Annotated in this window: 8 protein-coding genes; 5 read left to right on the forward strand and 3 right to left on the reverse strand. The window is 49.1% G+C overall.

Going from position 1 to position 14708, the window contains the following annotated elements:
* The first annotated feature begins 39 nt into the window (after positions 1–39).
* Positions 40–2094, forward strand: a complete 2055-nt coding sequence (locus FCS96_RS16960) for a PA14 domain-containing protein (RefSeq protein WP_138441563.1) — start codon at positions 40–42, stop codon at positions 2092–2094.
* A 43-nt stretch (positions 2095–2137) separates the two neighbouring features.
* Here FCS96_RS16960 and xrt read toward each other — a convergent pair whose 3' ends face one another.
* Positions 2138–3691 (reverse strand): exosortase, encoded by a 1554-nt coding sequence (gene xrt, locus FCS96_RS16965; RefSeq protein WP_138441564.1) that lies wholly within the window; start codon positions 3689–3691, stop codon positions 2138–2140.
* A gap of 2 nt (positions 3692–3693) precedes the next feature.
* Positions 3694–4665 carry a GNAT family N-acetyltransferase gene (locus FCS96_RS16970; RefSeq protein WP_138441565.1) on the reverse strand — a complete coding sequence of 324 codons (972 nt, stop codon included), beginning with the start codon at positions 4663–4665 and terminating at the stop codon, positions 3694–3696.
* A 200-nt stretch (positions 4666–4865) separates the two neighbouring features.
* Between FCS96_RS16970 and FCS96_RS16975 the strand changes: the two genes are divergently transcribed.
* The 4 genes from FCS96_RS16975 to FCS96_RS16990 all read left to right on the forward strand — a co-directional run bounded on the left by FCS96_RS16975 (position 4866) and on the right by FCS96_RS16990 (position 13101).
* Positions 4866–9356 (forward strand): Kelch repeat-containing protein, encoded by a 4491-nt coding sequence (locus FCS96_RS16975; RefSeq protein ID WP_171040841.1) that lies wholly within the window; start codon positions 4866–4868, stop codon positions 9354–9356.
* A 158-nt stretch (positions 9357–9514) separates the two neighbouring features.
* Complete coding sequence (locus tag FCS96_RS16980; RefSeq protein ID WP_171040843.1) at positions 9515–10492, forward strand: glycosyltransferase family 2 protein; 978 nt, start codon at positions 9515–9517, stop codon at positions 10490–10492.
* A 34-nt stretch (positions 10493–10526) separates the two neighbouring features.
* Entirely contained in the window at positions 10527–12017 is a 1491-nt protein-coding gene (locus tag FCS96_RS16985) for a lipopolysaccharide biosynthesis protein (protein WP_266094463.1), read from the forward strand.
* 121 nt (positions 12018–12138) lie between these two features.
* Entirely contained in the window at positions 12139–13101 is a 963-nt protein-coding gene (locus FCS96_RS16990) for a glycosyltransferase family 2 protein (RefSeq protein ID WP_138441569.1), read from the forward strand.
* A gap of 18 nt (positions 13102–13119) precedes the next feature.
* Here FCS96_RS16990 and FCS96_RS16995 read toward each other — a convergent pair whose 3' ends face one another.
* Complete coding sequence (locus FCS96_RS16995; RefSeq protein ID WP_138441570.1) at positions 13120–14454, reverse strand: O-antigen ligase family protein; 1335 nt, start codon at positions 14452–14454, stop codon at positions 13120–13122.
* Between the last annotated feature and the right edge of the window lie 254 nt (positions 14455–14708).

Consider the following 14708-nt stretch of genomic DNA (forward strand, 5'->3'; position numbering starts at 1 on the left):
ACTTAACCTGTTGCGATTAACGGGAACGGTGGGTGGGGTATGTCTGTTTGCAAAATACTGGGACTAGGAAGCGCACTCATTTTAATTGGCGGATGTCAAAGCTGGCAATTCCAGGGCGTGGAAGAACTCCCTCCACCGGAAGCAGTGCCCGAAACAAGTGAACCAGGTGAGGTTCAGGTCCGTTATTACGACAATTTGGACGGTGTCGAAATCGACACAATGACAGCCTCCGCCAAGTTTCCTGATAACCCCGATGAAGTAGCATCACTCACTAGCCTTGAAGATCCCGAAAACCGGGCAGAGTATTATGGTTCCTATGTAAGGGGCTTCATTAAGCCACCAGCATCTGGCGAATATCGCTTCTTTATTAGCGGGAACGATCAAGCGGAATTTTGGTTAAGTACGTCAGACTCTCCTGAGAACGTTGACCTACTGTCCCTGACTCCCGCCTGGACCAACGTTAACGAATTCGACAAATACAGCTCTCAGACCTCACGCTACGTAACCCTGGACTCATCAAAAAGATACTACTTTGAGGTCCTTCAAAAGGAAGGATTTGGTAGCGACCACTTCGCCGTTGCCTGGGAGGGGCCCGGAATCTCGCGGGAAGTTATTGGCAGTGCCCACATTTATAGCTACGCAAAACCGGCCATTGATACCGGTCAAACCGGCCAGGAAGCCTACAATCTTGGCTATCGTGTTGGTTACCTAGACGGTACCGAAGGCCTGACCTTTAACCCCGCCTTTCCTCCGGCAGACCAGGACCAAGATGGTCTTTACGACAATTGGGAAGTTGTTAATGGTCTGAATCCAGACGATTCCAACGACGCCAGCTCCGATCCCGACGGGGATCAACTTGCAGCAGCCGATGAATTTCTGATTGGCACCAGGGAAAACAACGTGGATACCGATAGAGACGGCATACCAGATGGAGTTGAATTTGCAAATGAACTTGATCCCCTTGACGACACGGATGCCCAAGGTGACCTTGATAACGACGGCTACAGTAACTTGGAAGAATACGTTGCTGGAACTGTCATCAATGATCCCAGTAGCACCCCTACTGCTGCCCCTAGCCCTGAACCCGAACCCGAACCCGAACCCGAACCCACGCCCACAGAACCATCATATATTGCCGGATTTGGTGCCCAGTATTTCGAAGGCACATCATTCAATCGCTTCGTCCTGACCGATGTGCATGGTGCGGTGGACTTTGACTGGGCGCGTGGCCAACCCCTGCCGGAGATGCCCGAAGACCAGTTCAGTATTCGATGGAACGGAATATTCACCGCTCCCCATGAATCTGGCTCCAACGAGTATCGCTTTACTGTGAGCACTAATGACGGCGTCAGACTGTATGCGAACGGCCAATTGGTAATTGATGACTGGACGTCTCACCCCACGAGGACCTTCACTTACGATCGCTCGCTATCCGCCGGAGAACAACTGAAACTGACTATCGAATATTTCGAGGGCTCCGGCAGTGCCGTGGCCCGCTATTCCGCCACGAACCTGAGCACTGGGGAAAGCTTGTCAACAGCATCCACTGTATCGACACCTGACCCTTCCACACGCCAAGGTCTGGATTCAGATGGTGATGGAATTTCCGATACCTGGGAGCTGCGTCACGGGCTCAGTGTATGGGTACCGGACGCAGGTGTTGTTAACAATTCTCAGGGAATAACCAATATCGAAGCCTACGAGGCGAGTTTAGACCCGTACACTCTTGAAACTGTAGCATCTGAGGGTGATTCAACAACGAGCGGTGGCACTGGAGACACCTCTACGACACCGAGTGAGCCAACCACCAGCGAGCCCACATCCCCCGATTCTGGCTCTGTCACTCTCACCTGGACCGCACCATTAACCCGATTGGATGGAAGCTCCATTGCTTTGAGCGAAATTGCTTCGTACACAATCGACTATGGACAGGATGTAAATAGTTTGCAGCAGAGTGTGAACATTGGTGGTGATCAAACATCCTACACCTTCGATGGTCTCGCTTCTGGAACTTGGTATTTTACAATCAAAGTCTTAGATACCAATGGATTGTCCAGCCCACCTTCAAGCCCGGTCTCAACTCAGGTTCAGTAGCGGAAATTTAGATAAGCGTGGATAACCAATGCGTTATCCACGCTTATCGGCCAGACTCATAACGGGCGTCTAACTGAGTCTCAGCCTGTTTTCTCAAATCAGGCAACAGATGTTGCAAGAGCTTTTCACCATCACATTGTTCACAGCTAACTCCCGCAACCAGTAACGAGGCATCCGTTCTTTTATTAAGAATACCGGGAATTTGTGCAAGTTTGGCTTTCAACTCATCGCTTTCCCAACGCCCCTCAACATAGTAACCATAGGCAACGTGTATTCGGTCGCCAGTCCAGCGATATTTCAGCTCTATACCTGGCAGCGTTAGACCGTTTCCAGCGTCAATCTCGAAGGTCTTTTCGGGGAATAGCATACTACTGTCATACAACCTATTGTTATAATTGACTAATTCACCACCAGGCCTTTGAAACTCATACACATAAAGTCCCGTTAAGAGCTTTATTTGCTCTTCACCGAATACCTTTTCTTTGGCCGTCAACTCGTAAACATCGACACGATAACGATCGGGCCTTTCAATAATGGGCTTCCAGCTTTGGAGTGAATTTTGAAACAGAGGCAACCAGCTTCCATCGTCAACTACCGATGCGAGTGGTGAATTTTTTTGACCAGATACAGTGTCTTGCTCAGGGAAAGATGCCGACCATCCGGCAACTGAAAACAACAGGATCGGTAAGAACACGACACCCAAAATCGATAGCCAGCCCGGCGCCTGACTCCGGTCATCAACAAAAGTGGTCTGAACCCGGCCCGTAAAGACCTCCCGGTTCTCGAGCTTCAGGGCAATAAAAAAAAGTGGCACGAGTGTGGCCGTGAATACCCACCACCCAAAATAATCATGCTGATTAATTAAAGGTGAGCTCATATTAGATTCGTAACCAATATAGATTATGACAAAAACACGCACCCAGTTCGCAACCAGAGCCAATAAGGTGCCGGCCACAATCAGATAACACCTGCTGCGGACAGTCTTGTAATTCAATTCGCCGTACAAGGTTGTTAACGTCAACCCAACCAATAGGTAGCGCAGCCCCGAGCAACCGTGTGCGATCTCGAACGCGCCGACCCCCGGGAAATAGACAACCACTCCTTCAACAAAAAACTCGATATCCAGCCGTGACAAAAAGAACTGGTTGACCTCTACGGTAATAAGCTGAAGCGGCCAAGACAGGTAGTCCCAAACAGGAATAGCGAATGCGAGCAAGCCGATGGGAAGTAGAAATGCGGTGGTTTGCCGCCACCCCCAAACAAGAAGCAGAGTTCCCACAACCAAAGGTAAAATAGCTAGCTGCTGCAATGCCTCAATCAACAACACAGCACCGGCCAGGTAAACCACCGCCGCTAACAATAACGGTAAAAGCCAAAATGAAAAGAGACCGATGCTAGGTGGCCCCCTGAGCCACTTGCGCACAACCAAAACAATGCTGGCTGCCAGAATTAAAAAACCATGAGAATACGACTGATCTAATATAAGCCAACGTGAGCCAAGCACTTCAAGTGTCGGCCACAGGCCGACAATGAGCAGCGCGACAGCGGCAAGGGGAACCAGCCAGGTTCTAGCAGGAGGTCTAGAATAAGTTTCCATGTTCACCAGTCTGGGTGCTTCAGCAAATAAAGTAGCTTCAATAATGTGCCACGCACAATCATCACCGAGACGAGCGGGGTGATATCAGTTGCCAGTCTTTTTTTATAATTGTCATTTTTGCCTCCACCAGCCAACAGGTCAAAAAGCCTCACCCCGGGATCAAGAAAGGCTTCCTCAATACAGTAGCCCAAATGAAGGCTCCCGATTGAAAGTTTTTTATGGAAGGACTCCAGATAACCTGACTGCAAATTGTATACGGTTCCTTTAAATTCAACATTATACAGAACGGAGATTGCACTCTGATCACAAGAGAGCAAAGAGAGCTGGGGCACTCCTCCTTCTTTTTCAATATCTGCCAGAAACTGCTTGTGGAAAGCTAGACTCAAGCGGCCAAAGCATGGAGTTCCCCAGCGGTCTCGGTGAAAATCATTCAACAGTTGGAAAAAGGTGTCGCATTCATTTGGCCAAAGGTTCCGACGGCTTATTTCTCCGCATGACTGGAGCACTTTACGACGGTTGAACAGTCTGAGGCGAGTGTTGTAACCGAGTTTTCCAAGGTAGGTGTGGAAGTCGCCTAATGCAGAAATGCCGTAAGCATCATCAGAGTGGACCACGCGGAATAACCAACGTTTACTCTTACAGAGTCGCTTGATCTCATTTAAGTCCGGTGAATGATCAACAATATCGCGGAAAACTGCTTCGTTCCATGGAAGGGATTGGACAAATTCAAATTCACTGTCAGTAAGCCACTCAGACCTCAACTGGTTGTATTCTGTTCTTGGCGTTGAGATTCGGCGGTAGTTCGTACCAACGAACTGTAGGCAACGGATTGGCAGCACACCTCGAAATCGATAGTTATCAAGGTACAGTCCTGAACCGCCACTTCCCCCCGGAATGACAGAACTGAATCCAGCGGTAGTTCCCCAAGTATTCCACCAGGCGCCCAACCAAGCATCGGTCTGAAATAGGCTCAATGCACTTACCTTCCTTGTAAGGGAGTGACCCACCATATCCCTGTCAATATATCTTACAAGTCTAGCTTAAGGGTCTACTTTTTTTCAGGTTATCACATTGTTATCACGGTTTAAGTCATCGCTTGGCATCAATGATGCTGATTTTTCAGCTAATTACACATTAATGGCCCCACCGGAGGCATTTCAGAATGAACTGCTTTATGCCACGCCTGACCAAAATGAACTCATTGCTGGCTATCTTATTCTCATGCCTTCTCTTTTCGTTCCATGTATCGGCACTTGCAGCGCCGACAGTCTTGGTCAGTGAATTTCCGGATCGCTCGGCCCCATCTGCTCTGAATGGAGCTGAGCTGAATGGCACGCGATATATTTTCATTGGGTCTGATACTGGCGTTAAGCGGGTGGACTTTTATCTCAACAATACCCCGCCTTCGACCGCATACAGCGTTGAGAGAGTAGAGCCCTTCGATTTCAATGGCACAGAGGCAAACCGAACAGCCAAGCCTTACGACACAGCCTCTATTCAGGATGGCCAGCACAGTATTTATGCCGATATATATTATGAGAATGGAACCAAAGAGCTTTTGTCGACTATTTTTACAGTCAACAACTCTGCCCCAGTGTTCGAGTTTGATCAGGCCGAGGCTTTCTTCACAATGCAAGAAGGGAGCACTAGCCCTGAATCAAAAGTTGTCGCGCTTAATACCACCAATGCGAGTGCAGCTGATTTCTTTTTATCCGACAATGCCAACTGGCTCAGCCTCTCACCAACTTCAGGCACTACACCTGCATCCATCACGCTAACCGCAGACCCGTCTGGCCTGGCGCCAGGCAACTATTCAGCGTTGGTGGAGGCGACTGGATCGGGCTTGGGAAGCAGTTCCCTATTGGTCCACCTGGAAATACTTCCTGTTCAGGTCTCCAATTATTCTTTAATGGTCAGTGCTTCTCCTGACCGATCTTTAGCCAGCGCGCTCCAGGGATCAACGGTGTCGGGTGATATTCACGTATTCGTACCGGCACAGCCCGAGATGAACCGGGTACAGTTTTATATTGATAATCCGCAAACATCAGGCACACCAAATCAAACCGAAAATGTTGCGCCCTATGACATGGCCGGCACGTCCGGAAACGATCTGGCCAATCCGTTTGATACCACTCAACTTCCCGATGGAAATCATACCGTGACGGCTGTGGTCCGATTGGACGATGGAAGCCTTCACGAAGTTACGGAATTTTTCGACGTCGCAAATCAAGTGACCACTCTTGATTTCAGCACCGACGCGCTGGCAGGTTCACGCCATGTTGATAATCCGGACCCAATTGTTTCGAGCATTAACTTGACTGACAGTGATCAGTCCGGCGCGCCCTTTACTCTTTCAACGAATGAGGCTTGGCTGACCGCCACAGCAGATTCGGGCGCTACTCCCTCTACTATTACCGTGACAGCCGATCCCGCCGGACTTCCAGCAGGTACTTTTGTCGCTACATTGACGGCATCTGCGAGCGGCTACGAATCTGCGGCGTTGACGTACACGCTTTCAATCACAGATGGTGCAGCGGGTCTTCTGGTTGCGCCTGAATCCTTGAGTTTTTCGGGAGAACCTTCAGCGCCGGTCGCCAGCCAAACCTTGACGGTAAGCCATTCGGATGGGCTTTCGCACGATTTCACAGTCAGCACCAACGAACTTTGGCTCTCAGCATCGCCAGCCAATAGTTCAACTCCTGACGACATTTCAGTTGCTGTGGACACAACGGGTTTGGCATCAGGTAACTACAGCGCCACCCTGACTCTATCGTCGCCTGGCAACGATCCCGTGAACGTACCTGTAACTCTTACCATTGCCAGCAGCGACAAATGCGCCCCCGTCGATTGCAGCGACGTACGGATCAACCTTCCCTACCAGCTCAGTTTCACTGAGAGCCAGGGCTACTACATGGATAAGAACGGCTGGGGGACAGGCTTTACTTGGGTGGACCAACCCACGGCAGGAACCGGCTACATCCAAAACAACCTGGAAATGTTTTTCCTGCAGGGCTATTTAGAACTTACTACCACCTCCGGGTTAAATATCGAGGGGGTGAATTCGCTGGATAACGCTCTGGCAGTCGGTTTTGCGGCACCAAACCAGATCACCCGGATTACAACCCAGGTACTCGACATACCCCAGGGAACTGGAAAGTATGAGCAAGCTGGCCTGTGGTTCGGAAACGACGAAGACAATTATCTGAAGCTTGTCGCCGCCTCAACACCGCAGGGAACCGTACTTCATTATTTGCTTGAAGTCGGCGGCGCCAAGGTTGTTGAGAAAAACGTTGCTGTTGCCGGACTCGTTGGTTCAGATGCGAAACTAGGGATCATCGTTAACCCCTATTCCCGCAGCGTGGAACTGAACTACAGCCTGAACGGAGGCTCCACCTATAAGCTGGATACCCTGTTTCCGCCGGATGAGTTCTTCAGCTTCGACGCCGCCGGAATTGACCCTGAAATCGGCACCCGAAGCTTTACCGGCATCTTTGCCACCCACCGTCATGCGTCGGCACCAATGACCTACCGCTTCAATGAGTTTACCCTGCAGGAAGGCGAAACACCGCTAACACCGAATTCGGGTGTTGATTTCATCAAGAAACAATATGGTGTCAGCTTCCCTACCTCTATGGTTTGGGGGCCGGACGACCGGCTCTATGTAACCCAACTGTTCGGCACCATCCGGGCTCTGACCTTTGACGAGAACCTCAACGTTGTCGATGACCAGACCATTGAAGCACTCACAAACAACATCGGACCCCGGCTTACCCTGGGTATCACTGTCGCGCCCTATTCGACTGCCCAGAATATTGAACTCTGGCTGGCTCACTCCAGCCCCTCAATTGATAACGGCGAACCCAATTCAGGCATGGTTACCCGTATTGGCGGCGCCAACTTCACTGACGTTGAGCATGTTATCACTGGTCTGCCCCGTGCCATCGCCAACCATTCCATCAACTCCCTCCACTTCGGACCAGAAGATAACAGGCTGTACATTGCCGTGGGCGGCAATACCGGAGCAGGAGCTCCAAACGAATCCAATTCTGAGTTTGGCCAGATGGAAGAGCAGCCATTGAGTGCCGCAATAGTTGTTGCTGACGTATTTGCCGCAGGGTTTGACGGCACCTGCTCCAACGAAGCTGACATCTTTGGGCCTCCACCTTGTGATGTAATCACCTACGCGACTGGTCTGCGAAACAGTTACGACTTTGTTTTCCATAGCAACGGAAACATGTATGCCACCGACAATGGCCTGGGCGTTACAGGAACCTACCCACCCAGCCCTGAGCCGGCCTGCCTGGGGCTGGCCAGCACTGCAAGCTACCTGGATGGTGGGCACAATCCCGGGGCACAGCCCGATCTACTGCTTTTGGTCAAACAAGGCAAGTACTATGGACATCCGAATCCACACCGCGATGAATGCGTCTTCAAGGACGGTTCCTACCAAGGTGTTGCCCCGCTACTCAACTATGAGGAGCCCATCTACAACCTTGGCGAGCACAAATCTGCAAACGCTATCATCGAGTACGACGGCGCGCAGGGTTGCATTGGCGAGTACCTTAACGGACAACTGTTGATTACAAATTATTCGGTAGGCGATGACATTTTCCGGGTCAAGTTGGACGAAACTGGCTCTCTTGGTGTTGATGGCGCCCCGCTGGTTACCGGATTCAATGATCCATTACCGATGACCCAGTCTCCTTCCGGTGACCTGTTTGTGGGCGAATTTGGTGGCGGTAATCTGACGTCATTGCGGCCGGTAAGCCTCGGCTGCTGGGAAGCAAAAGAGCCCGCACCATTTGCCGTTCTGGATGCTTCCGGAACAGCAGTGGATGGAAAATTCTACGCGGTTGGTGGCAAGAATAGCAGTGGTCACCTGAGCACATTACTGATCTACGATCCTGCAACCACCAGCTGGAGCCAGGGTGCGAGTATGCCCGGCGCCGCCGTTGAAAATGCAGCTGTGGCGTCCATAGGTGGCAAGCTTTACGTGTTCGGGGGCTCTACCGCACCATTCTCTGGTGCCGTTTCAAACGCTGCTGTTTATGATCCGGCCAGCAATAGCTGGGCTCAATTAGCCAATATGCCAACCCCCCGAGGCGGAGCAACGGCTCAGGTAATTAATGGAGTTATTTACCTGATCGGCGGTATGAACGACCAGGGAGCTTCGTTGAACGTGGTTGAAGTGTACAACCCAGCCACAAACACTTGGCAATCGGCGCCGCCGCTAACGTACGTTCGTGACAATCCTGGCTCAGCAGTACTTGACGGCAAAATATATGTGTTCGGAGGACGGCACCGGGAAGCCAATGGAACCACTATTCAGGGCGCTATGAAGACCGTTGAAATGTTTGATCCCGCAACCAGTACCTGGACAGAGATGACCCCAATGCCCACTGGTCGGCGCGCCATGAGCGTTGGCATTATTGGCGGCAAAGCCCAGGTTGCCGGTGGCGAACTGAACGGGAATACAACGTCTGGGGTCTTCGAACAAAATGAAGAATACGATCCGGCTACAAACACTTGGCGCCCGCTGACCAATGTGCCAACCCCGAAACATGGCGCAGCGGCTGCGACCATCAACGATACGCTCTACATCATGGGTGGAGGCATAGTTTCCGGCTCTTCCTACACAAGTTCGATGGAGGCCATGAAGTACTAGTTGCAAAGTTGATCCGGGAAAACCTGGGCAGCCCGCTATATGCAGCTGCCCAGCTTCATTTATTCCGCATCATTGGTATTTTCCTTGTCTAACTAACTACAAAATACATAGGCTATACTGGTTAGCGACTGTATATGTTTGCTATGGCAAGGACGCGTATGCTCAAAGCCTCTATTATCATTCCTGTATTCAATGCGGCGAGCTACATTGAAGAAACCCTTCGCTCAATTTTTGCTCAGTCTTTTACAGACTACGAAATTGTTATTGTGGATGATGGCTCCACGGACGGTACCTCTGAAATAATCAGCACCTTTGCTGACCCCCGCATCCTCTATCTCTATCAAACGAATAGTGGACGACCTGCAGTTCCCCGAAACAGGGCAATTCGTGAATCGTCGGGCGATATCATTTTTATCTTTGATTCGGACGACATCATGCTGCCCGACAAGCTTGGGAAGACTGTTGAGTTACTTACTCTCGCCCCCTCTGCAGGACTTGCCTTCACTGGTTTCGCCTGCATTGATGAATCTGGCAAGATCATTAATCCTAACTTTCTGGCACCATACCACACCCTCAGTAACTTGCCAAAAACCCAAATCTCAGACAGTGGCTTCCTGATTAAAAGCCATGCCGCTCTCAAGGGACTAGCTTCTGCAAACTATTTGGGCACTTCAGGAGTCGCCATACGCCGTGAAGTATTTGATACTGTCGGCTTCTTCGACGAGCAGGTTCGGAATTCCGATGATTTTCTAATGTGGCAGGCTATAGCCAGTCAGTACGATTTTGCTTACACACCGGAGCTCTATCATCACTACCGGGTTCGTTCGGGCAGTATTTCTCTACGCAGGATTGAGGAGCGTGCCCCTGGACTGATCGCCTGTGTAGAAAAAATGAAGCGTTACCATGCTCACGACGCCGATTCGATTCGTTTGCTTGACGAAAAAATTCGTCGATATCACTTCGAAGCAGGTTACTCCCATTTTTCACAATACCAGCTGAGAGACGCCCGTCGCTCGTTTCTGCAGGCATTGAAAAAGAGATTGGATCGTCAAACCTTGCGCTACCTGGCACTCACAATGTTACCAGCGTCGGTTTTGAGCAAACTCAAACACCTTAAAACCCTCGCTAGCAACTAACGTGTCTACAGCTATCGCTCTTCTGAAAGGCTCAGTGACCCGGGTATCACAGACTTTCGTTAGCATTGTAGTGGCATTTTTCATGATGCCGTTTCTGATCCACGAACTCGGGGATTACTGGTACGGGATCTGGACAGTAGTGGGGAGCCTCGCTGCGGCCTACCACCTCTTTGACATGGGGATGGCAAGCGCAGTTACCCGATACGTTAGCCGCTCATTTGGGCTCAAAGACGATCATCAGGCGAACGTCACCATTAATACCGCCCTCGCGATCTATTCCGTAATCGCATTGGTGATTGTGTTCGTGAGCATCGGGGCCAGCTTTGCAGCCCGGGCATTCGTTGATGAAGCTGCAAGCAAAGACGTGATGCAAGTGCTCGTGCTAATCATAGGCGTGTCCGTTGCGCTCGAATTCCCTTTCAATGCCCTTGCTGGCGTAGCGAGTGCCAAGCTCAGGTTTCACCAAGTAGCTCTCACTCGTATTTGCACGACACTGATCGGTGCTGCATTTACCTGGTGGTTTATCGCGGAGGGGTATGGAGTCGTTGCCTTGGCCGTCATAACATTCTGTACCGCAAGAATTTCCAACCTTCTGTACTTTTTAATCTGCCGGGGTGCATTTCCCGCTCTCAGGTTTTCGCGACACCTGGTTTCCCGCGAGAACGGCAAAGAGTTGTTCCAGTACAGCGCGTGGTCGTTTGTTATTGCCATCGCCTACCAAATGCGCAACAACGTTGACAACTTTGTTGTTGCAGGCTTTCTTTCCGCGGCAAGCGTAACCCCGTACGCTGTTGGTCTTCGACTGGTGGATTATCTGGCCCAGTTCTTGAGCCAGGCAACCAATATGTTCGTGCCGATCTTCACCGGCTACCACGCCCGAGAAGATAAAACCGAGCTGTATGCAAAACTCCAATTCATCACTCGCCTTAACCTCGTGCTTGCCCTGATCGCAAGCGGAGGCCTGATTATCTTTGGTGAAGCGTTCATTGCCCGATGGATGGGGCCCAATTATAGCGAGGCCTATTGGGTGATGGTGATACTGCTCGTGGGAAGGATGATTGGCTTTGCAAATCATCCTCTCAACTCTGCTATGTATGCAGCTAACAAGCACCACATCGTTGCGAAAATTGACGTTATTGAGGTGACGCTGAACCTGGGTTTAAGTCTCGTGTTAGTGCAATACCTCGGACTCATCGGTGTTGCGCTAGGTACTATGATCCCGCTTCTGATGTTGCGACTTTTTGTACTGCCCTACTTTGCCTGCCGAGCCATCGAGATGCCGGTTCGGGATTACTACCAGTGCATGCTCCGGCCGCTTATTTTCATCTGTATCCCCATAGCCGGCACGCACTACCTGATCACAACTCGGAACATCCAAATCGAAAGCTATGCAGACATTTTGCTAAACGCGTCCATCATGGCATTAGTCGCGGGCGCCAGTGGACTAAAATTCGGATTCTCAACTTCAGAAAAACACGAACTTCGTAAAATAGTTCCCGGCCGTTACCTCAAAGCTCTTTTATAGTATGTATTGGCTATTATTGAGGAATAACTTCCCGATGAAATGTGAATTTCACTGGCGCAGGCTAAGGCATTAATCTAGCCCAAACTTCCAAGCTGGCAAGAGAATCGGCAAGGCAAACACTATGGACAAACCATTGGTTACAGTGATCGTAGCCGCCTACAATGCTGCTAACTATCTCGAAGAAACGCTACACACCATTCTTGACCAAGATTACTCACCGCTCGAAATTATAGTGGTTGATGATGGATCAACGGATGAGACCGCAGCCATTGCGAAATCATTCGGAAATCGTGTTCGCTATCGGTATCAACAGAACAGCGGGAGCTGTGCATCCCCAAGAAATCACGGCCTCGCCGCCGCACGAGGTGAATATGTCACCTTCTTTGATGCTGACGACCTCATGCTGCCTGGCAAGATCAGTGGACAAGTCGAAGCGTTGGAGACGCACTCTGAAGCGGTATTCTGCGTTGGAAACTATCGAAACTTTACCGGTAAAACAAAATCCGCCGATCACTTCTCGACTTGTCCGGAACTGTCCCTACACCTTTCAACCTCCTGTGACTCAAGTTTTGTGTTGGAAGCTCATGAATGCAGAAACATTCTGATCAGCGAAAACTTTACTATCGCCTCATCGCCGCTTTTCAGAACCCGTACCGTTGTCTCTGAGGGAGGCTTTAACACTGATCTAAAAGCTTGTGAAGATTTCCACTTGATATACCGGACGGCCACACACGGCAAAGTGGTTATCGTTCCCGAAGTACTCTTTGAGCGGCGGTTACATGACACCAATATGAGCGCCGATTCAGAACGAATGCTCCGAAACCTGATTGCCAGCAGACTCTCACTGGCCCAGCATGAAACCGACCCAGTATTGGTTAAACACCTGGATAAACGGGCACAACGGTATCGACGAAGTTTGCAATCCTGCTTGATCAACAAAGGGCAATTCGGTGGGGCTTTTGCGCTTTATAAAGACACGCTTCCGCCTCGCTCATTATCAGACTTGAACCATGATATCCGCCAAGGCATAAAACTGATGCTCGGCCATTTTAATGATGGAAAAATTACACGTAGGTCAGACTGACTCAGCACACTAATAAACTTATCGAATCTTTCGGGCAAGAGGGAATCGTCGCTCTTGGCAAAGTTCTTCCGTTTTTTTCGATGGAGTATCACTTCTAGATGTTCCCGCACGTACCGCGTTCAGAAGCGAAACAGATAACCCACCGAACAAATACCATTCATAGCTCTTAAGCCCATAGCTCGCAAAACTAAATAACAGATTCATCAGCAACCAAACATGCATCGCTTGGCTCGCGCGATACAAAAATTCTTTATTAGAGTGGTGTATCTTAATTAGATTCGAAGCCTCACGAAAATTCTTGAATATCGCAAATAAATACAACGCAAACAAAGCAAGTCCAATTAAACCAATTTCCTGCCATATCTCCGTCCAGAGCATGTGTGAGATCTGATCCTTTCCCGCGACATTCCAATTAGCTTCTCGCGACGTTCCCAATCCATGCCCAATAATTGGCTTATTCATCGCCACTTCAAAGTCAACTAACCAGCCTGTGACCCGGCCCTGCGCAGTGGAGGCCTGCTTCGTATCCTCACTAACCAAAGAGAGATACCTATCTTTTTGAACACTATCTAATGAAGACCAAGCCAGCATTAATCCAAAAATTCCGATCAATAATAGTAAAAATTTATTCTTACTCTTAATGAAAATTCCAAAGCCAATTATCCCCAAGGCTAAAACCCCAGACCTTGAAAGCGTAAGTCCCATCGTGTACAGAAGGGCCGGAACCAAAACCACATATACAGTAAAGGTTTTTCGGTTTATTGGCGCAAATACATAATGTAAAAATGGGAAAACGGAAGCGATAACAAAAGCAAGCCCATTAGGATTGATCGTATCGCTAGGCGCTCCAGCTAGTCTACCAGCGAACTCTCCCTCTCCAAGATAGGTACTTGACCCAAGATACCCAGTTGTTAAGTTTAAATAAAGTGGCTCAAATACTCTAAAAATACTACAAGCCAAAAATATAAAAATAGTAACTTTAAGGCGCGCTTCCGAAAGTACTAGGGTAACAGTAAAAAAGTAGAATATTGAACCTTTTAAAAACCCATACAGGCCGTTACTAATTACCGATCCTGGCCACTCTACGAGTGGCAGAACAGCAATCGAATATAAAAAAATAGAAATCAGGTACTTTGAAGCATTATCAAGGGATCCACCGCGCATCGTATTTTTACTAAAAATTAAAACACAAGTTGCTCCAACCAACAAAAGATCAAACCGAATCAAGCCGAGGAATGTCACCCGTGATGGCACATGCAGAAAAAAACTCACCAAATAAATCATATAAAGGAAAAACGGAAGTTGTGTTTCCTTTAATACTCTTTTTTGGGTAACGTCGGGCCAATCGATCATGTCGTCCTCAAACAGAAAACACTTAATCAATATTTATATTAGGCATTTAATTTTTTAAAAATAACCGCACACCTTTACCCAAATATATATAACAAACTAATACGCAAGTAATAATACTTTAAACAAAACGACAGTAATCAAAATTTCGTTAATTTTTAGTTATAAAAAAACCAGCAATGTTACAAAATAGAATATTACGCCATTTTTTTTATGCTGTAAAATACCAAATGAAGCAAAATGAGAAGCCTCAATTC

The organism is Marinobacter alexandrii (assembly GCF_005871205.1).
Classification (GTDB): domain Bacteria; phylum Pseudomonadota; class Gammaproteobacteria; order Pseudomonadales; family Oleiphilaceae; genus Marinobacter; species Marinobacter alexandrii.